Consider the following 21,141-nt stretch of genomic DNA (forward strand, 5'->3'; position numbering starts at 1 on the left):
ATATTTTACAAAAAGGCTGTCTTATTTGTAGGGGTTACCTACTTATAAGACAGCCTTTTGGGGTTGATCCTACAGCCGAACTGGGCTAATGTTCCAAATCTCAGCTGCATAGCGACTAATTGTGTTATCGCTGGAGAATTTACCGGAATGACCAATATTAATAATGGACTTCTTCAGCCATTCTTGCCGGTTGCGATATGCCCGATCAATTTCGACGTGTGTCTCAACGTAACTAGCGAAGTCCTTCAGCACAAAAAACTCATCATTATTATCCAGAAGAGAGTGGAAAATGCTCTCGAATTCCGTAGCGTGACAACATATAGGTCCTGGTTTGATTAACTGATCCAGCACTTCTTTCACACGACTATCCCCGTTGTAAATATCACGCGCATGATAACCGCCATGCTGGTAGTAATCCATCACCTGCTCAGCACGAAGTCCGAACAGGAACATATTGTTGTCTCCCACCATTTCATGCATTTCCACATTTGCGCCATCCATCGTCCCTACTGTCAATGCACCGTTCATCATAAACTTCATATTCCCGGTACCGGATGCTTCTTTGCTGGCTGTAGAAATCTGCTCACTGATGTCCGCTGCAGGAATGATCTTTTCTGCTAGGGATACCGAGTAATTTTCAAGGAAAAAGATGCGAATCTTCCCTTTAACATCCGGATCTTTATTGACTACCTCCGCCACTGTATTAATCAGTTTGATAATCCGCTTCGCCAGATGATAACTTGGCGCTGCCTTTGCCCCGAATATAAACGTGCGTGGGACCATATCCATCGAAGGATTATCTTTAATTTGATTGTATAAATGCAGAATATGCAAAATATTAAGCAACTGGCGCTTGTAGGCATGCAGACGTTTCACCTGTACATCAAAGATAGAGTCAGGATCGACATGTACTGAATGTTTACTGTAGATGTACTCTGCAAGACGAAGCTTATTCTGGCGCTTAATACTGGCTACTTGTTCCTGGAAGGAAGCATCTTCACAATATTTAATCAAGCCAATCATTTCTTGAGGATGGCTCACCCAACGGGTCCCTATCGATTGATTGATCAAATTAGCCAGATCTGGATTGGCATGCAGTAACCATCGCCGATGGGTAATTCCGTTTGTCTTATTATTGAAACGATGTGGATACATTTCATTAAAAAGACGCATCTCGCGCTTCATTAATATTTCTGTATGCAGCGCCGCTACACCATTGACACTATGGCTCGCTACAATCGCCAGATGAGCCATCCGAACCTGATCATCATGAATAATCGCCATCTGCGCTATTCGATCCTGATCACCCGGATAACGACTCATAAGCTCACCACAGAAACGGGCATTGATCTCTTCAATAATAAGAAAAATGCGTGGCAGTAGCTCCCTAACCATTTGAATAGGCCATTTCTCAAGCGCTTCGCTCAGAATAGTGTGATTAGTATAAGAGACCATACGCGTCGTGATACTCCATGCCTCATCCCATCCTAAACCATGTACATCCATCAGAATCCTCATCAATTCAGGAATCACCAACGTTGGATGTGTATCATTAATATGAAGAGCAACCTTGTCTGGCAGCGATTCTATAGGAATCCCAAGCTTGGCATAGGTACGCAGAATACTTTGCAGCCCCGCGCTACAGAGGAAATACTGTTGCTTCAGGCGAAGCAGCTTTCCTTCATATTGAGAGTCATCTGGATATAGGAACTCCGAAATGGATTCTACAGAACGCTTATATTCCAGAAACTTATGATAATCCGTCCCGGCAAAAGAACCAAAGGTTCTAGAGGGCTGGGTGATGGATTCTGCACTCCAGTTACGCAGTGTATTCACATGCCGGCGATCTGCACCAATGATAGGGACATCGTAAGGCACTGCACGAACAGCCTCATATTGCGTATGATCGAATACGAGCCGTCCGTTCTCTTCGCGGGTCTCAATAGCCCCCCAGAACCTAACTTCAACCTGCTTGTCTTCGCGGCGCACTTCCCATACGTTATCATTCTGCAGCCAGTAATCAGGAAGTTCCACTTGATACCCATCAACGATCTTCTGCTCAAACAGGCCATATTTGTACCGTATACCACAGCCATGTCCCGCATATTGCAGGGAAGCGAGTGAGTCCAGGAAGCAGGCGGCCAAACGACCGAGACCTCCATTCCCTAACCCGGCGTCCGATTCTTCCTCCTCTATATCCTGCAAACAAAAGCCTAGTTCCGCTAAACCTTCACGTACTACTTCCAGTACACCCATATTCAGCAGATTGTTCCCCAGAAGCCTGCCGATCAAGAACTCCATTGAAAAATAGTAAACCTGCTTATCTTTATCGAGCTTATATTTCTGGTTCGTTTCCGCCCAATTTTTCCCGGCGTTCTCACGAATCATGTTGCCCAGTATTTTATAGACATCGGCATTCGAGGCTTCCTCAAGTGGTTTACCTAATTTACCAATGAGGGTCTCACGAAATACCTGTTTGAAAGATTCTTTATCGTTAAACAACAGTAGGTCCTCCTGACAAATGCTTTTATTAGAAGTGCAGCAGACTGTGCCATTAGATCAGATAGGTTAATACTGCTTAGTTCATCTAATCCAGTCGTTAGATCTTGCTGCGCTTGGCGATGACGAATGGACGTTTGCTATCTCCAACAAGAATTCGGTTCTTACTCAAATGTACGTCTTTATCCATAATTACATTCTCAATGACCGCATTCTCTTCGATGACGCACTTTTGCATAATTACTGAGTTGATGATCTTCGCTCCCTTACGTACCTGAACCCCACGAAAGATCACGCTATTCTCTACCGTTCCAGCTATAATGCAGCCATTAGCGACCAACGAATTACTGACATTAGCACTCTCCAAGTACCTTGTTGGAGCCTCATATTTAATCTTCGTCTGTACCGGGCTTTCTTTGAACAAACTGAAGTAATTCTCCTGCTGGAGCAGTTCCAAACTGTTCTTATAATAACTCTCTAATGAATTAATTACGGCATGATAGCCATGATATTCGTATGCGGCGATATTAAATTTGTGTCGGTTCTTCTGAATTACATCACGGAAAAAATAACTCTCTCCATGCGCAATGCAATGCTCCACCTGCTCCAAGAACAGTTTTTTCTCCATAATGAAGATATCCAGATATAAATTAGGATGGTCTTTCTCATGATGGATATTAGTCACCTTATTCTCTTCGTCTACTTCAATTCGCTGGCATAGATCATGTTCTGGCTGCAATTCCGCAATCTTTTTATACACTACTGTAACGTCGGCACCCTTCTCCAGATGATAACTGTACAAATCCTGAAGATCGATCGTATTGATATGCTGGCTGCCGGAAAACACGATATATTTAGCAGATCCCCGTTTAAAAAGATCCAGATTGTTATGATAATGCTGTAAGTCCCCGAGAGAAGTATCCGTTGGATCGTTCCAGTCTGGAGGCAAAATGAATAATCCCCCATGCTTGCGGTTCATATCCCACGATTTCCCGTCACCCAAATGGTCCATTAAGGAACGGTATTTACGGCGGACGAACAGGCCAACGCTCTCCAGGTCTGCACGCATCATATTAGAAAGTACGAAATCAATCAACCGATAACGACTGGCAAAAGGTACGGCTGCACCACAGCGGAAATAAGTGAGTTCATTTAGTTTGTCGAGTTCATGATCCAGATTAATTACACCCATGAGTTGCTTCATCGGAATCCACCGTCCTCTTATAATTTATAAGAAAGTATAAGTTTCACAATATACTTTATCCTTATAAATCTCGCATAAACGCTCACCGTCCCTAGAAGGACGCCGAAGGCGTTTTAGCTTGATTATATGGTTTTGGCTACAGCTGATTTTCGCTTCTTGCTTTTATTGTCGATCAGCAGAATTTCATTCTCATTCTCCCGTTCGATGCCTATTTCCATATAATCGTCAATTACCGTATTCTCACTAATAATCGCTTTATGAATACGTACGTTTTTGCCAATCTTGACCTTAGGCATAATCACGGAGTCCGTAATTACACTTCCCTCACCCACTTCTACACCATAAAAGAGAACCGAGTGATTCACTTCTCCGTGCACAATGCAGCCCTCATTAATAATGCAGCCTGACACTTTCGCCCCAGGGGCGACATATTGGGCAGGTTGATTCGGGTTACGCGTAAAAATGCGCCAGCTGGGATCATTTAGATTAAGTGGCGGGGTATCGCTCAGCAAATCCATATTTGCTTCCCATAAGCTAGTTATTGTACCTACATCTCTCCAGTATCCTTCAAAAGGATACGCAAATAAGGAGTTTCCGTCCTCCAGCATTAAAGGAATGATATCCTTGCCAAAATCGTGGGATGATCCTACATTCTCCCCGTCCTCCAGTAGATGCTTGCGGAGAACCTCCCATTTAAAGATATACACACCCATAGAAGCTAATGTGCTTTTTGGCTGAGCGGGCTTCTCCTCAAATTCGTAAATTTTTAGATCGTCCTCCGTATTCAAAATTCCAAATCGGCTTGCTTCCTCCAGCGGAACGTCAATAACAGAAATCGTGCAATCTGCGTTTCTTTCCTTGTGGTATTGAAGCATAGCGTGATAATCCATTTTATAAATGTGATCACCGGACAGAATAAGAACATGCTCTGGATCAAACTGATCCACAAACTTAAGATTCCGATAAATCGCATCGGCTGTTCCCCGATACCAGCTGCTTCCATTCTCACGTTCATGCGGTGGCAACACGAATACCCCACCGTTCTTACGGTTTAAATCCCAATCGCTGCCTACTCCAATGTAAGAATGCAGTATGAGTGGCTCATATTGAGTCAGCACACCAACTGTATCAATACCTGAATTGGAGCAGTTACTTAAAGGGAAATCGATGATCCGGTAGGTCCCTCCAAAATAAACAGCGGGCTTGGCAAGCGATTTGGTTAAACCTTTCAATCTTTTGCCTTGGCCTCCAGCCAATAGCATGGCTACCATTTCCTTTTTCTTCATGGAAAAGCCTCCCTTGACTTATGGGTAATATGAAGTTCAGCAAGCACAGGTTGAATGAACAGAAGTTCCAAAAAGAAGTGAATGAACAAGAAATACACTTGAAAGAAATGAGCCTTGATAGGAAGATGGACAAAGATGAGAAAAACGTGGAAGGAAATGTAACACAGTAGAATGATCTTTCCTAAAATGGGTAACTTTCACCAAAATCAGGAGATTATCCTTATTGTAAAGTGTTCTATATCCGCCGTCAAAACCCTTTATCACATTTTCGGAAATCCGGATTTTTTAACCTTGTGTGTTATTAAACACATTAATATTACTTATAACTAAATTAACCCCTTTGAATCATCATGAGGTAAAAAAAGACTCCTTTAATCGTAAAACAAAGAAACGGATCTTCAGCAAACATTCAACCGGATATGTCATAATGTAGCTATCTATCACTGATTTGGAGGTACCTATGATGAAAGCAGCTCAAGGCGTTCGACTACTGCTCGTAGATGATGAGCCTCATATACTACAATTTCTGGAGCTGGGTCTCCTTAACGAAGGATTTGAAGTCAGAACCGCACCCGACGGGATCATAGCCATCTCGGTCGCTGCTGAGTTCAAGCCACATGTAGCCATCCTAGATGTCATGATGCCTGGCATGGATGGATTCGAGTTATGTCATTACCTTCGCTCGGAAGAGACGGAACTAGCCGTCATTATGCTAACTGCAAAGGATGAAGTAGACGACCGAGTCAAGGGTCTCACTATTGGCGCTGACGATTATATGGTCAAGCCCTTCAGCTTCGACGAATTGCTTGCCCGAATTCAAGCGCGGCTACGCAATCAGTTTCCAGGTCTGCTCGGCGAGGTGCGCTGCGGTCCATTCCGAATGGATAGCCGCAGAAAAGAAATTCGCTTCAAGGAAGAAGTCCTTGAACTCTCTCCCACGGAATACGAGTTATTACAGTATCTCGTTATTAATCATGGCCTTGTACTAAGTAAACCAATGATTCTTGATAAAGTGTGGGGCTATGACTTTGGTGGTGAGGAAAATATCGTTGAGGTCTATATCCGTTCGCTTCGCGAGAAGCTCGGGGATAAGGAGCACCGTATTATCCGTACCCTGCGGGGAGCAGGCTACCGGGTAGATCTATGAGTACGCGCTTCTCTAAATGGTTTCGTAAGCTGCCCGCACCACGTTCTCTGCGTAAACAGCTGCTAGCCATTTCGCTGCTCATTCTATCAGGATTGCTGCTTCTAATCGGAGTATTACAATATATACTCATGCGGGATTTCATATATAGCAATAGAGCAGAGTCTATGGAAGCGCAAATACGTTCAGTTCCCCGTGAGATGTTTTTCAACTTTTTCAATTCCTATGACGAGGACACCACAACTCCTAATGAGGGAAACACCGAGTATAATGGCAATTTGCCGGGGGAAAGAAACGGCGAGAATAAAATTCCAAATGGCCAAAGAACCGGTGAGAATAGGCGTCCACTCCTGCTGGATGCCCATACAACCCTCGCTATTTATAGCTCAGATGGCACCTTCAGGGACTTGCAGCAAATGACTTTATCTGATTCAGCCGCACCTAGATTAACGAATGAACAATACAATAGTCTACTCATTCATATCACGGATAGAGCAACAGGAAATTACAAGCTCATAGAGGCCGATGACGGCACTGAACATCTGGCTATATTCGTGAATCTCTATAGACCCGGAAATACTCGATTGTTACTCCAAATGAGTGTGAATACCGGACCTCTTACGGAAGTAATCTTACAGCAATTAATGATCTACGCAGGTTTGTCAGTGATTGCTTTATTGGCTGGCTTCTTCCTATACTTGCCTGCCCTTCGAAAGACGCTGGTCCCTCTTTCAAATATGGGAGAGTCCGCCGAGATCATTGATGCCGGTAATCTGGATATCCGATTTCCAATTAACCAAGGTCAGACTGAGATCGACAAGCTGGCTCATTCATTCAATGGTATGCTCGAACGTCTGGAAATATCCTTTCATAATGAACGGGAAGCCAAGGAACAAATGCGCCGCTTTGCTGCTGATGCTTCTCATGAGCTGCGAACGCCATTGACCTCAATCCACGGTTTTCTGGAGGTCTTACTACGAGGTGCTGCGGATAACAAAGAACAGTTATACAATTCATTGCGAAGCATGCATGGCGAATCGAAACGGATCAACAAGCTGGTGGAGGATTTGCTGCTGCTCGCTCGGATGGACGGCGCCCCCCAACTGAAGATGACGGATCTGCTGCTAGGTGAGGTCATTGCCGAAATGAAGCCACATCTGCTCTTATTAGCGGATCAGCGCAAGGTTACTTTTGATATTTCGTATGGCATCCATGGTAAATATGAGCCTAATAAAATCAAACAGGTGATTCTGAATCTGTTCCACAATGCAGTTCAGCATACGGATGCAGAATCGGGCACCATTCATCTCTCTTTACTCGCTAGAGGAAATGAGGCCATTCTAAAGGTGCAAGACAACGGCTGCGGGATTTCTCCAGAACATATCCCACATATCTTCGATCGCTTCTACCGCAGCGATTCCTCTCGCACACGAAAATATGGTGGATCTGGACTCGGCCTTTCTATTACCAAGTCTATCGTGGAGGCACATCACGGCAAGATTAGTGTAAGCAGCACCCTCGGTGAGGGAACAACGTTCAGGGTTACCCTTCCTTGCGAGGAAGGATTAGCCAAGAGAGAGTAACAACCGTTATAATAGATGATAGACTTAAGCCTATGTCTACGATGCGAGTTTTGCTCCGCAAAACTAAGCCCATGCTTACGAAGTAGTTTTGCTATGTTGTCCATTCTAAGGAGCATCGCTCCGCAAAACTTTGAGGAGGTCAAAAAATGTACGAAATCGCCGTAATTGGAGCCGGTCCTGCCGGTGCAAGCGCAGCCCTGTTCGCCGCCAAGGCGGGCAAAAAAACACTACTGATCGACAATGATAAAGGCATGACCCGTAGAGGATGGTTTGAGAACTTTTATGGAATTTCCGAAGTAGGCGGTCCTGATCTCGTAGAAACCGGACATAAGCAAGCCGTCAAATTTGGCGCTGAGCTGGTAGCAGAACAAGCTATTAACCTTACTTCCAGCGGCAATGGATTTGTCATTGAAACCGAAGACGGAATCATTTATGAAGCCAAACATGTTATTCTTGCAACAGGTGCCCTTACAGATCTAGCCGCCAAAGCAGGCGTGGAAACTAAGGATGGTACAGAGCCAAGAATCAAAACAGTAATCGCTGTTAATCCAGAAGGTAAAACAAATATTGAAGGCATTTGGGCTGCAGGTACTGTTGCCGGAGTAAGTGTACATGCCATTATTACAGCAGGCGATGGTGCGAAGGTAGCCATTAATGTGATTAGCGAGTTAAATGGTACGCGTTACGTGGATCATGATGTACTAAAGGCTTAATCAATGACTGAAAATATAGATCCGGAGACGATTCTTAGGAATCTGTCCTCCGGATTTTTTATATCGCAAAAAATAACTGCACTTGGTGCAGCTATTTCATATTTTAACTTGGACAGAGTTTTCCTGTTGGATTATGAAGAAATAAGTGTATCAAGTGCAACTAAGTCGATACGTAGCAGTCTGATGCGCTTTTAATTGTATAAAGTACACTTATTAGTTCCTCCCCACCTGCCCTTTAAACGCCCACGCGCAAAAAAAACTGCCCCAAACATCATCCCACCGCCGCCGGAGACAATGTTAGGATCGTTTGGAACAGTCTCCTTCAATCACTAGCGTGTACCCCAAGGTAACGCCCCCACTTCTTCACTTTCCTTCAGACTAGCAGCCAGCTTTTGCAAATACGAAACCAGTAATGGACGCAACTCCTCCCGCATCAATCCGACCTCCAGCGTAGCCTGAATGTAGCCGAATTTATCACCAATATCATAACGTTGCCCGTTCAAATCCAGCGCCAGCAGACCTTCATTACGGCATACCTCATGTAATGCATCAGTCAGTTGATATTCGCCACCTGCTCCACGCTGGAGCTTAGCCAGCACCGAAAATATCGAAGGTTCCAAAATGTAACGTCCCATGATCGCATACTCCGAAGGTGCCGTATCCTGGGAGGGCTTCTCCACCAAACCTTTAACTTCATGGACGCCTTGCAGAGAACCGCTTGATGAAATAATTCCGTATTTATGAACCTCCTGTCGTGGTACCTGCTGAACACCGACGATGGTCTTCTCCTCTTGTTCATACAATCGCATCATTTGCAGCATCGCCGGATCCTCCGAGACCATGATATCGTCACCGAGCAGAACAGCGAAGGGCTCATCGCCAATGAACTGTTCCGCACAAAGGATGGCGTGACCTAGTCCTAGCGGCTCTTTTTGCCTAATGTAATGAATGCTGGCCAGTTCACTAATCGCTTGGACTTCACGAAGCAGCTCCTCTTTTCCTTTTTCCAAAAGCGTCTGTTCCAGTTCCACTGATTTATCGAAATGATCTTCAATCGACTTCTTGTTTCGCCCCGTCACGATAATGATACTTTCAATGCCGGATCGAACAGCTTCTTCTACGATATATTGTATCGCCGGTTTATCCACAATGGGCAGCATTTCCTTTGGCTGAGCTTTTGTTGCAGGCAGGAAACGAGTGCCTAAACCCGCGGCAGGAATAACCGCTTTCCTAATCTTCACAACGAATCCCTCCCCTTACATTTATTGACGATGTAAAACTTGTTGCTCATGAACATCCTGTTGTTTCTTACCTTCGTAGAACTCTTGAACAATATAGAGCGGACGTCCCTTGGTCTCGTCATAAATCCGACCGACATACTCACCCAGAATCCCTAACATAATGAGCACAAAGCCATTAAAGGTTAGTGTGATTCCGATCATCGATGCCCAGCCCTTAACGACTGAATCCGTAAAAATCACCAGATATAGCACATACATCAGATATAGAAAACCGGAAGCCGACAGCAGCGCGCCAAGGTATCCTGCCAGCTTCAGCGGTTTATAAGAGAAGGAAGTAATTCCATCCAGAGAGAGCTTGATCATCCGTTTCAGCGGATATTTAGTTTCTCCCGCCAGACGTTCATCGCGTTCATATTCAATGGCTTTTTGCCGAAAACCGACCCAGCTGACTAGCCCGCGTACGAACCGATTTTTCTCTGGAAGGCGTTTGAGCTCTTCACAGACTTTACGATCGATGAGGCGGAAATCCCCCGTATCTACAGGTATTGAAATATCAGTTGAATAACGTAGCACTCTATAAAATAGGCTGGCCGTCCACTTTTTGAATAAGGACTCTCCGTTGCGCTTTATCCTTTTGGCATATACAACTTCATACCCCTGCTTCCATTCCGCAATCATGTCCAGAATCAGTTCCGGCGGATCTTGCAAATCAGCATCAATAATGACAACTGCATCCCCTAGAGCGTAATCCATTCCGGCAGTAATAGCGATCTGATGTCCAAAGTTACGAGACAAATCGATCAGCTTCACACTCTCATCCCAGTAGCTGTATTCCTCAATCATCTGAGCGCAATTATCTGTGCTGCCATCATTTACAAAGATCAGCTCATACACTTCATTAGTTAAACCCATTACTTTTTTGATACGCCGATACGTCTCTTGAATGACCGCCTCTTCGTTAAACATCGGTATAATAATGGAATAGCGCACGTTGATACTCATGAGCAGCTCCTCCTTAAATTTGAATAATGAAGCGTGCCTGATCTATCTCATAACACGCCTCATATGATTAACATTCGCCTAGTTTAAAGTGACTTTGTATAATGTCCCGCTGTCTCCTGCATCACTACCTGCCCAATCGGCTGCTGGAACTTCTGTACCATTCTCTGTGATCCAAGTCGTCAACTCGGAGCTACCCCCACGTCCGCCACCCATACCACCGCTATTGATCAGGAAGTACTTCACCTTCCCACTCTCTACAAACGCCTTTAAGGTATCTGGGGTATACACGGTGTCTGAATTAGAAAATCCGTTCAAAATAACAACCGATGCACCCTTGTCAACGATATAAGGAGCTGCTGTGCCATAATCCAATGTAGCAAACAGATAAGGCTCCCCAGTATTGTTCTCCTCCAAATAGGACAACAGACTCTCATTCGCACTTGCGGCGCTATTACGTCCAAAATTGCTTGAATTGCCTCCCATTCCCCCTCTACCCTCACTACCGCTCGGGCCTGCCTCTGGGGTTTGACTGTTCAAGCCATAAGTAATGGGGGTAGCTGCCCAGTAAAACGGCCCAATTAACAATACTAATACGGCTGCAATGCCTGTCGCATATATAAAGGATTTCTTCTTGCCTTTAAGAACTACCAGTACCAGCGAAACTACAATGCCTGCAGCTAAAATCCCAATGGACCAGCCACTGCCGATTGTATCGTTATAAGGATGCACAATGTACCACTGGAAACCTGCTGTAACCAGCGTTGCGGCTGGCAATAGCCAAGACAGCCAACCAGAGTGCTCGCGATATAGCGTCCACAGCTTTGACCATCCTGCACCGACTAACGCTGCAATTGGCGGAGCCATCATCACCAGATAATATTGATGGAAGAACCCTGCGATACTGAAGAATCCCATAACGGGCACCAGCCATGCTAACCAGAAAAGAGCTTCTTTATGCGCTTGGGTAAAGTACTTTCTCCGCAGATTGGCGAATAATCCAATGATGCCTATCAATACGAAAGGCAGCATCCAGCTAGCTTGACCTGATAGCTCTGATTGGAACAGGCGCAGTGGGCCTGCTGTTCCTGTATTGAACATTCCGCCTCCGCTTCCACCGCCATTCATGCCGCCGAGATTTCCCCGCCCGCCGCCGTCGCCGCCAAATTGCCGACCTTGACTGTCTGTTCCACTAGGAGGTTGACCTGGTGCACCTCCATCATCGTCACCAGTCTGGCTATTCGAGATCGAATTTGTACCTTGCTGGCCCGAAAATGCTCCACGCCCACCATCAGTGCCACTATTACTGCCTGACCCATTCATAGCTGGCATCTCGCCGTTCATGTTCGGCATCTTACCATTCAAAGCTGGCATCTCACCATTCATGTTCGGCATCTCGCCGCCATTCATTCCAGGCATTCCGCTGCCGCTACCACCTGCCCCGCGATCCCCTGTTAATCGGGCTACGCCATTGTACCCAAAAGCAAGATTCAGCACTGAATTAGTACCACTGCTGCCGATATAAGGTCGTTTGCTGGCGGGGATCGAATCCACGATCACTGCCCAGGATAAGGAGACCACAAGCAATATTGCTGTGGAGGCGGCCAATACTCCCGTCTTCCGCTTCCAATTCACTTTGGCAGCTAAGACATAAAAGAAATAAAAAGCCGGTAGAACCATGTACGCCTGCAGCATCTTCTCGTTAAACCCAACACCGATTAACGCAAATGCGGTGAGAAGGCTGCCCATCTTGTTGCTCTTCGTCCCTTTAAATAGAAACCATGCCGCGAGCAGAAGGGTGAATACAAGCAATGCATCAATATTGTTCGTCCGGCTGACTGCCGCTGCTACCGGAGTAGTTGCCATGACTAGAGCTGCGATACGTGCTGCCGCTCTGCCAAAGACAGGCTTCACCAGCAGGTATACAAGTAACACGGAGCCCACGCCGCCAAGTGCCTGTGGCAAAATCACACTCCAACCATGCAGCCCGAAGATAAGCGCGCTAAGGGTCTGAATCCAAAAGGTAACTGGTGGTTTATCCACCGTTACTGAACCCGCGGAGTCCAGTGAAGCGAAGAAGAAATTATGAAAGTTCTGCAGCATACTTCCCACCGCGGTGGTGTAGTATGTATTCACATAGTGGTCATTCCAAACTCCGTAACCGTACAAAAAAGCGGCAAGTAATAAAATGAGCCACAGTATAAGATCCGAGCTTATTTTTTTGAACGTACTCATCTCCATCCACTCCTATCCTTTGATCGTCTATATTCCGGCAGTTCTGTGCCCCCGGTTCAAACTTTCTGTAGGTGTATTATTTCACCCTTACCTTAACTCTCAATGAGTCCAAGCTGAATGTTTGCTGAATATACAAGACCGTGCCAGAACGCAAAAAAAGCCCCACAACTGTGGAGGCTTTCTGTTCAAATCCCAACCCAAGTAAATATTTTAAAATAGACTATTCCATCCTGCCCATAGCAACGAGCTTATTCACTGTATTCCAGTTACGTGCTGTAATCGTCATACCCAATATTCTGTCAAAAGGAACCTTGAAAAGCGGCGACTGGCTCACACTGACCTCATATAACACGTACATCTCTCTGCCGACAAAACGCACTTTATCTGGTCCATCCTCATAAATACGCAGCTTTTCAAGCGCCTCGGCTGAAGGCTCAGCCGGTAAAAAGGAGACATACCATCTCTTGAACGCCTCTGGCTCAGATAACGGAAAAGGATTGTTAGCGAGAACTTCCTCCATCTCAGCCAGTGTACGAATCATAACAGAGACCTCAAAACCAAACACCTCATGAATCTGACGTTCAATGACTCCGCTAAGGAGACTCTCCGATTCCTCATCACTTTCAAATACTACATTTCCGCTCTGAATATACGTTCGTACATTGTGAAAACCAAGGGACTGCAACATTGTCTTCAGATCCTGCATCTTAATGATTTTGTTGCCACCGACGTTAATGCCACGAAGCAGCGCAATATAGGTAGTCATGGAATACACTCCGTTTCTTGTCATGATCAAGTAGTCCCACGGGTTAAGGTCTGCAGACGTTTACGAACTTCTTTTACTAGAAGCTCCTTCTCCGGTGGCGGAAGTCCTTCCACCAGACGCGCGGCAGCGATTGGCAAAATCCAGCGGTCTACGTCCTCATAGGTGAGACCTGATAAACGGAGATACTCCCGAATGTATCCCTTGGTTAATTTCTTTCTAATAAAACCTATCATCATTCTCGATAAGGCAGAGGCTCCAGGGGGCATGGCTCCCATACTGAACATCACTACAGATCGCGCAGCATCGGCCGCTGGTTCTCCCACCACACCTGTCATCCAGTCGATTACCCAGAGCTGATCATCCATAAGCACATTGTCAGGATGGAAATCTCCATGACATAAATGGTTCCCTTGTGGTAACTTCTCCAGATAGCTCAGGATGGCTGACTTCTCATCTTCACTAAGCATTAGAGCACCCATGATATTCCACTTCAATATATCCTTCTGCTGTCCGATCTCCTCAGTAATTTCAAGCTTATGCAAATCGTATTGAAGCCTAGCCATCATTCTGGCATACTTACTAACTTTCAAAGGCTTCTCACCCATCACCTTTAGCAGGGAGGGACCTTTAATTTGTTGAAATACAATACCTTGTCTTGATTGTTCAGAAATGAGTTCAAAGGGCTGTGGTGTCCGGACGCCCTGCGAGTGCACAAACTGGCTAATCTTATATTCTCGGCTAATATTCTGCTCTGAAACATCCTCTAAGTACAATTTAAGAATCCTCTGATCATCATGCTGCCAGATCTCCGCTGTTCTGCCTTTCCCAACAAGCTTCGCTTTCATTCGGCAGCCTCCAATTAGTCCAGATTAATGCAGGTAAAATGCTCAACAACCGGAAATGGGTCGTAGTAATGGTGAAGTAGCGCCTTCCATTCCTGATACTGGCTGGATTCTCTGAATCCTATGGTGTGATCTTCAAGCGTTCTCCACTTCACAAGCAGCAGATACTTATGATCATCCTCCAAGCAATGTTGCAGTTCATGCCCTATGTAGCCTTCGATCGAAGAAATTAAGCTTGATGCCTCCTTGAAGCTTTTTTCAAATTCAGTGGTTAAACCAGACTTCACTTGCAGCATCGCAGCTTCCAAAATCATAATAAGCATCCTCCAAAGGTTATGTATTTAAAGCTTCACGGAAAAATTCATGATAAAAATTTATAATAACAAGCAGAATGGCTAGTGACTCGTTGACCTGCTCTACCTCAAGGCTATGATTAGCATCATCGATTCTATACACTTTTAAATGATGAAGCCCACTAATTTCACCAGAAAGCTGTTCGCTAAATAAAGGGTCGCTTCCCCCATAAATTACAGTCCCACGACTCTGCTGTATCAAAGGGATCGCCTCAGGTAATGGTGTTATATATAAATGAGACGTCTTTTTCTGTATTTCCAGCTCTTCTGAAATTTTCCCTGCTATGACCGAACCCACGCTTTTGCTAATGAATAGAATTTTTTTGTATTCAGGAAGAGATGCAATGGCCGCCTTACATTCCTGAATGAGAATAATCATTTCATCACGCTTAAAACCTACTCTAGCACTCTGGTAGCCATATTCAAGCAGCAGGACATCGCAATTATGTTCCCGAGCTGCTTTGGCCGCATAATCTAGCAGAGGGCGTTCAGCCGAGTAATTTTTACCTGGAAAAATAACAGCCAATGCCTTAGATCCTTGAGTGATATATTTATGTCTAACCTCTCTACCCCAATAAGAGGACATAATGATGTTGCTGACGTTCATACCTGTTTCCCTCTTTTCTAAAACAACCATTCTATGTATCTATCATTATAGCTAACTTATGTTTAGTTTTAAAATCAAACAATTCCTAATCTTTACTAGAGATCAGGAATGTTCGAATGAAGGCCTATTGTTGTGATGCTGTCTGCTGCTTATGTTTACTTCTACTAACCATAATTTCAGCGCAAATCCATAGTATCAACGGAATAATCACCTGAAATGGAAGCGCGTAGATTTTATAAATATGGTAGGAAAAATACTGCATCTCCAACATATCCTTGTACACGAAATCGGCAAAATAAATCATGAGCAGTCCCATCTGAAGCACAACAGAGCGATAGCTTTTTAACTTGAATACTTTAGCTACTCCACTGCTAGCTACGTATAGACATAAGCTCGCTTTTATGAAGGTTGTGATTACAAATACAACAGCTGTGGAAGCCTCAATTCGGGACAGAAAATCACCTACATTAATACGACTCGCAGACACATAAGAGGGAAAATTCAGACTGGACACTACTTCAGGGCCGAGCATCAATAGATTACGTAGCGTAGCCGAAAGAATAATCATCCCAGAAATCAGTACACCACCAAATAATATTTTCTTACCTGCGGCTTTGTTCGATATAGTACTAAATGCCCCCAGTATTATTATAATCTCTGCAAATGTAACAGAAAACGTGCCCATAGTATCACTTAATACCGACTGTAAGCCTTTGTCAAACAATGGGAGTAAATGATGATACTCTAGCTTGGAAATAGATAATGTGAAAATAATCAAATTCACAGCTATAGTAAATAGAAGCAGAAGTTTCGCGCTTCTTCCCAGCACCTCAATCCCCGCCTTAACCACCCAAATGCACAATAACCCAAGACATAGCATAGGAACAAGCATCGGTGTTTCGGTCAAGGCGACCGATCTACTGAATTCTCCAAAGACCCTGAGAGCCAGTGCCCCCAGATGAAAAGCATACCAAATATAGAGACAGGAGATCATTCGCCCGAGAACTCTTCCATATACAGCGATCAGCATATCAAACAGATCCTTACCCGGAAAAAGAACATGAAGTCTTGCGTATATCAGTATAAGAGGAACTACAAGTACCATGGCAAAAAGCAGAGCGATCCACTTGCTGTTACCAGATTGTCCTGGCAAGCCCATAAATATGGAAGTTCCTACAGTAAACAAAACCGTAACGCTAATCATATGCCCTACAGGAATGATCTCCTTATTCATACACTTTCTCCTTTTAAGCTTGTTCCCTAAAATAGCTTCTTGATCCAATTTGCAATTAGTGGTGAAGGGCTGGGAATCGACCACTTCATGGACAATGCAATAGCAATACCAAATGAAACTAGACATAAGGCTGAACAAACCCAAAAGTCCCGCTTCATCCCCTGCTTTAACAATCCGTAAGGATCGAACAATACGATAACCACATAAACAAGAATTACGATTACAACCACTTCATCACCTATTTTTAATGAGTCTGGATAGATCTAGAGGTTTGTCCACTACTCTTAATAAACACTTTGGAATTTACAACAACGCCCAATTCGGAAAATTCCTGTCCCCAGTTTTCCTTAACTTTCTTCCAGGTTTGCGGCATTCTCTCATGCACAAGCTCTCCAAACCCAAAAATATCGGCATGATAATCCTGCTGAACCCTATGGATGACGGAAAGGATCCGCTTCTGTAATTCCTTTCCGGCCCGCTTCTCAAGAACGTTCTTGCTATCAATATTATTGAATTCTTCCGGAGTCATTACCTCATCCAGTCCGACTTGCGTTTCTGTGTTAATTTGCATTTGCAATTTGCCATCGATCCATACTGGCTTTACTTTTGTTTTATTGGACAGAATCTCAAGCGAAAAGGCAGGTTTTCCTTGTTCATCATTTAAGGGTAGCACCCCACCCTCGATTTGATTTATGGCAAACAGCATATATTTCGTTTCTTCACCGCTGATCGTGCCAACCATTTTATCCATTCTGAATATAGCTGTCCCACTTACCTGAGCATTTTTCGTCTTATTTTGTTCATGAATATTAATAAGTGGGGCCATTGCAAATTCGCCAGAAGCCTCTAACTTATCAATGAAATCCCAAACTTCCACGACGGGAGCCGTACTGACATTCTTCTCAGACCTCATCTGTTGTGCTAGTGCAAAGGCTGTAATACTTTCCGTTACACTGCTTAGACTGATCACTTCCTTAGCCGTCTTCTCTTTAGAGACGAATATGTATACATCCGATCGTGTCTCTGTATCTCTGTTATACCAATCAATCACTTTGATAACTCCTTCCCGGGCTAGCTCTTCACTGAGAACAATCGCTTTGGAATGACTCCAAAATAATTTTTTTCCTGTTATGGAGATTATTCCTCGCGCAATCTCAAAAATCGTCTTGCCAGAGAGTGTTAGTATTTTAAATCCAGCTGGACTTGATTTCATCCCTACCTTCGTATCCACAATCTCTACCGTTACTGACAGTTCCCCTTCAGATTCGCCCTTGTCAATCCCCACCCCGGCTACAATCGATATATCATCCACTTCAGAGTAGTTCCAACAGCCAGTTACACTTATAAGAAGGATCAGGGATATAAAGGCCAGGATTACCTTTTTCAGCATGTTCATGGCCTTCTCTCTATTTTATTGGACCCTTTTCTCTTCCTGTTTCGTGCCCCGATCATCGCTGGACGCAGATGCATATGCCACCACGGTGCCCTGATCGCTGTATCTTTAATATCCTGCGGACGGATAGAGCCTATCCCAAGCATGTATGATACCCCAAAGGAGCGCAGACTCATCAAATGAATAACAAGCCCGAGTATCCCGAGAAAGTACCCGTAAACCCCTAGCATAAAGCTTGCAATTAGTAGAAGTGCTCTTACTACAATTAATGGACCCGTCAATCTAGGATTGAGCAGCGTCATAATTCCGGTTAAACCGACTACAATAATCATCGGAGCACTTACTAATCTTGCTTCTACGGCCGCCTGCCCTAACACAAGAGCCCCTACGATACTGATCGCCTGTCCAATATAGGTAGGAATCCGTTCTCCTGCCTCTCTTAGGATTTCAAATATCGTTAACATGAACACTGCCTCTACTACTGTCGGAAAGGGGACTGCTACTCTTGAAGTAGCAATGCTGAGCAATAACTGGGTCGGTATCATTTCCTGACTGAAGGTGACCAAAGCCACATAAAGTGCGGGAATACTAATAGACAGAAAAGCTCCAACCATTCTTAGCATTCGGTTAAATGAACCAAAATAATAGTTAATGTAATAATCAGAACTTGCTTGAAAATTTTCCACAAATAGATAGGGTACGGTCATCGCATACGGACTACCTTCTATGAGTAAGGCCACTCTACCCTCCATCATTTTACTGACTAAGGAATCCGGTCGTTCTGTGCTTCCTGTCATTTCAAAGGGTGAAAAGGGTTCGTCTCTTATTAATTCCGAAAGATATGCCGTATCCAGAATAAGATCTATATCCACCTGCTTAAGTCGATCCTGCAATTCTTTAATAATACTTGGTGATGCCAGGCTTTCCATATAGCAGATACATATCTGTGTATTGGAACGTGTCCCGATCTGGCTAAAAATAAACTTCAGATCAGGATCTTGTAGTCTTCGACGGATTTGAGTCAGGTTAACTAGCAGCGATTCTGTAAATCCTTCCCGCGGACCATAAACACTTTTCTCGGTGACTGGCTCCGTAATAGCCTTTGTCTCCCAGCCTTGTGCATTAATATTGAGAACACCAGCATAACCGTCGAGCAGCAATAAAGTCTTGCCAGCTATAATCGCACTGATCATTTCATTCAAATCTGTAGAGGCAACCACATCAGTAATGTTAATGACCTGCGTCCGAATCTTCTCCATCAGTTCAGCTGTGTTGCCATCATCCATTCTGGTGAAATTAAAAGCCATCAATGGCTTAATAACTCCCTCCTGAATCATATGCTTGTCAACCATCCCGTCAACATAGACTAATCCGAAGCGAAGACTTTCACTGTACTCATTATTTAGCACTCTGATTCTAAGGGTGCCATCATCCTTGAATATTTGTCGAAACAGGTTCATCATTTCATCTAGTGACGTACTCGGAGTCTGCCCAGACGTCGTATTTTGTTGAGAATCTTTGCGTGCTGTCTGTTCCTCCACAGTAGTCACTCCTGTCACAATAGGTTTCCTAGAAATTATCCCCCATCTCACTAAATACTATCCGCCAAAATTATACTGAAAAGGGATCAACTTCTTAGCGAGGGGGAGTAAACTTCATCAGTTAAATATAAAAAAACCGCTTTAGCAGCGGTTTTGTCGATTGTTTATGATTACAGTGATCATCTGGTATAATTTGGTCAACAACTCATGACTAAAGTCACGAGCTTGTCTCCGCCTACAACGTAGACGGTGCTTGTACTTCATACAAGCCTTCTAGACTTATTCCTAACCAGTAGTGCCGACGTACGTGATGGTACTCCTACCTTAGCGTGTTAGAACATAAGGACGGTTGACTTCGCCCCTACTAGAAAAGACATGCTTAACTAGTAACTGTACTCATGGCTTCTACGCCTTTTCTGTACAGATTCATTGCACCAATACGGTCATCGTTTGATTTGTAGTGGCAATTACAACATCCAAAAGTATGTTGTTTCTTGTTACGGTTGCGCTTATCAACGTGTCCACATTTAGGACACGTTTGAGAAGTATACTTAGGGTCTGCTACCATCACTTTATGACTGTGTAATTTGGCTTTATATTCAAGCATTTCACGGAATTGATAGAATGCCCAAGAGACACTTATATATCGATTGCGTACTAGAACTTTTTCGGTAGCGTTACGAACACCACTTAAATCTTCTAATACAAACAACGTCCCTTTTGGATATTGCTCAACGAGTGCCTTTGTTACTTGATGATTAACATCACGAACATAACGGTTTTCTCTTGAACCTATTTTTTTTAGACGTTTACGTGCGGAAGAGGTTTGGCATTGTTGTAGCTGCTTGCGTATAGCTTTGAACTGTCCTCGTTTATGTTTGATGGTTCTACCTTTGAAAAACTTGGTTTTTCCTTGACTGTCATAAGTTGTAGCTAAAAAATTCAAGCCTAAATCAATACCAACAACGTTATTGATGCTTGTGTCACTAATTTCTTCAAACGTTTTAGTCACAGGAATATGCAAAAACCACTTGTCAAATTTATGGACTAACTTTGCGGTGCCGAATTTCCAAGTACCGTCGAAGTATTTCTTCATACCTTGTTTTTCAAAACGAAATTTCAAACGTCCATCTAACGTATTGACGGAAAAATGATTTTTGTTAAGAGAATAATCACGATTCCAGACTAAATCATACTCCAGTTGCTTAAAGGTGATTAACGACCACTGATGACCATTAGATTTAGCAGATTTATAACGAGCAATGACGGTTTTCATAACCGATTGAGCCATTTGACTTTTTAAGTAAAAAGTTTCTCTCAATAATGTATAGAAACTTGAATTGAGTTTAGCTTGATTCAATTCTTTTGTTTCGAATACCTTAGCAGATAACCAGTTGCAAGCTTTACGATATGCGTTTGTTGTAATTACCAGAGAATCAACTTGTTCGTCTGGAACGTAAATTTGTATTTTTGCAGTAATAGTAGACAATGAGACTCACCA

At 43.9% G+C, this 21,141-nt stretch carries 19 protein-coding genes; 4 read left to right on the top strand and 15 right to left on the bottom strand.

What is annotated here, in order from left to right:
* Positions 1–69: 69 nt before the first annotated feature.
* The 3 genes from L1028_RS12595 to L1028_RS12605 all read right to left on the bottom strand — a co-directional run bounded on the left by L1028_RS12595 (position 70) and on the right by L1028_RS12605 (position 4,989).
* Positions 70–2,502 carry a glycogen/starch/alpha-glucan phosphorylase gene (locus tag L1028_RS12595; protein ID WP_234534278.1) on the bottom strand — a complete coding sequence of 811 codons (2,433 nt, stop codon included), beginning with the start codon at positions 2,500–2,502 and terminating at the stop codon, positions 70–72.
* A gap of 97 nt (positions 2,503–2,599) precedes the next feature.
* Entirely contained in the window at positions 2,600–3,703 is a 1,104-nt protein-coding gene (glgD, locus tag L1028_RS12600) for a glucose-1-phosphate adenylyltransferase subunit GlgD (protein WP_234534280.1), read from the bottom strand.
* 122 nt (positions 3,704–3,825) lie between these two features.
* On the bottom strand, positions 3,826–4,989 hold the full coding sequence (locus tag L1028_RS12605) for a glucose-1-phosphate adenylyltransferase (protein ID WP_076116781.1): 1,164 nt from the start codon (positions 4,987–4,989) through the stop codon (positions 3,826–3,828).
* A gap of 20 nt (positions 4,990–5,009) precedes the next feature.
* On the opposite strand from L1028_RS12605, the gene L1028_RS12610 reads away from it, so the two are divergent.
* The 4 genes from L1028_RS12610 to L1028_RS12625 all read left to right on the top strand — a co-directional run bounded on the left by L1028_RS12610 (position 5,010) and on the right by L1028_RS12625 (position 8,429).
* Positions 5,010–5,159: a hypothetical protein gene (locus L1028_RS12610; protein ID WP_234534281.1), complete on the top strand. Its 150-nt coding sequence runs from the start codon at positions 5,010–5,012 to the stop codon at positions 5,157–5,159.
* 293 nt (positions 5,160–5,452) lie between these two features.
* Positions 5,453–6,136 (top strand): response regulator transcription factor, encoded by a 684-nt coding sequence (locus L1028_RS12615; RefSeq protein ID WP_234534431.1) that lies wholly within the window; start codon positions 5,453–5,455, stop codon positions 6,134–6,136.
* Positions 6,133–7,716 (top strand): sensor histidine kinase, encoded by a 1,584-nt coding sequence (locus L1028_RS12620; protein ID WP_234534283.1) that lies wholly within the window; start codon positions 6,133–6,135, stop codon positions 7,714–7,716. Before L1028_RS12615 ends, L1028_RS12620 begins: the two co-directional genes overlap by 4 nt.
* 146 nt (positions 7,717–7,862) lie before the next feature.
* On the top strand, positions 7,863–8,429 hold the full coding sequence (locus tag L1028_RS12625) for an FAD-dependent oxidoreductase (protein WP_234534285.1): 567 nt from the start codon (positions 7,863–7,865) through the stop codon (positions 8,427–8,429).
* Positions 8,430–8,758: 329 nt separating this feature from the next.
* Here the strand turns inward: L1028_RS12625 and galU are convergent, their stop codons facing one another.
* From galU to L1028_RS12685, 12 genes are all read right to left on the bottom strand, one after another.
* Positions 8,759–9,670, bottom strand: coding sequence for a UTP--glucose-1-phosphate uridylyltransferase GalU (gene galU, locus L1028_RS12630; protein WP_234534287.1), 912 nt, complete (start codon positions 9,668–9,670; stop codon positions 8,759–8,761).
* 21 nt (positions 9,671–9,691) lie between these two features.
* Complete coding sequence (locus tag L1028_RS12635; protein WP_234534289.1) at positions 9,692–10,672, bottom strand: glycosyltransferase family 2 protein; 981 nt, start codon at positions 10,670–10,672, stop codon at positions 9,692–9,694.
* Positions 10,673–10,750: 78 nt separating this feature from the next.
* Positions 10,751–12,904 (bottom strand): ArnT family glycosyltransferase, encoded by a 2,154-nt coding sequence (locus L1028_RS12640; protein WP_234534292.1) that lies wholly within the window; start codon positions 12,902–12,904, stop codon positions 10,751–10,753.
* Between the two features lie 220 nt (positions 12,905–13,124).
* Complete coding sequence (locus L1028_RS12645; RefSeq protein ID WP_234534294.1) at positions 13,125–13,694, bottom strand: DUF1697 domain-containing protein; 570 nt, start codon at positions 13,692–13,694, stop codon at positions 13,125–13,127.
* A gap of 2 nt (positions 13,695–13,696) precedes the next feature.
* Entirely contained in the window at positions 13,697–14,515 is an 819-nt protein-coding gene (locus L1028_RS12650; protein ID WP_234534296.1) for a phosphotransferase family protein, read from the bottom strand.
* 14 nt (positions 14,516–14,529) lie between these two features.
* Positions 14,530–14,826: an antibiotic biosynthesis monooxygenase family protein gene (locus L1028_RS12655; protein WP_234534298.1), complete on the bottom strand. Its 297-nt coding sequence runs from the start codon at positions 14,824–14,826 to the stop codon at positions 14,530–14,532.
* A gap of 19 nt (positions 14,827–14,845) precedes the next feature.
* Positions 14,846–15,502 (bottom strand): hypothetical protein, encoded by a 657-nt coding sequence (locus tag L1028_RS12660; RefSeq protein WP_234534300.1) that lies wholly within the window; start codon positions 15,500–15,502, stop codon positions 14,846–14,848.
* Positions 15,503–15,596: 94 nt separating this feature from the next.
* Positions 15,597–16,706, bottom strand: a complete 1,110-nt coding sequence (locus L1028_RS12665; RefSeq protein ID WP_234534302.1) for a GerAB/ArcD/ProY family transporter — start codon at positions 16,704–16,706, stop codon at positions 15,597–15,599.
* 26 nt (positions 16,707–16,732) lie between these two features.
* A complete protein-coding gene (locus L1028_RS12670) occupies positions 16,733–16,936 on the bottom strand; it encodes a hypothetical protein (protein ID WP_234534305.1) in 204 nt (67 codons plus the stop codon).
* Positions 16,937–16,950: 14 nt separating this feature from the next.
* Complete coding sequence (locus tag L1028_RS12675) at positions 16,951–18,102, bottom strand: Ger(x)C family spore germination protein (protein ID WP_234534306.1); 1,152 nt, start codon at positions 18,100–18,102, stop codon at positions 16,951–16,953.
* Positions 18,099–19,640, bottom strand: a complete 1,542-nt coding sequence (locus L1028_RS12680; protein ID WP_234534309.1) for a spore germination protein — start codon at positions 19,638–19,640, stop codon at positions 18,099–18,101. Before L1028_RS12680 ends, L1028_RS12675 begins: the two co-directional genes overlap by 4 nt.
* 379 nt (positions 19,641–20,019) lie before the next feature.
* Positions 20,020–21,129, bottom strand: coding sequence for an RNA-guided endonuclease InsQ/TnpB family protein (locus L1028_RS12685; protein WP_234534311.1), 1,110 nt, complete (start codon positions 21,127–21,129; stop codon positions 20,020–20,022).
* Between the last annotated feature and the right edge of the window lie 12 nt (positions 21,130–21,141).

The organism is Paenibacillus pseudetheri (genome assembly GCF_924513355.1).
GTDB classification, from domain to species: Bacteria; Bacillota; Bacilli; order Paenibacillales; family Paenibacillaceae; genus Paenibacillus_AQ; species Paenibacillus_AQ pseudetheri.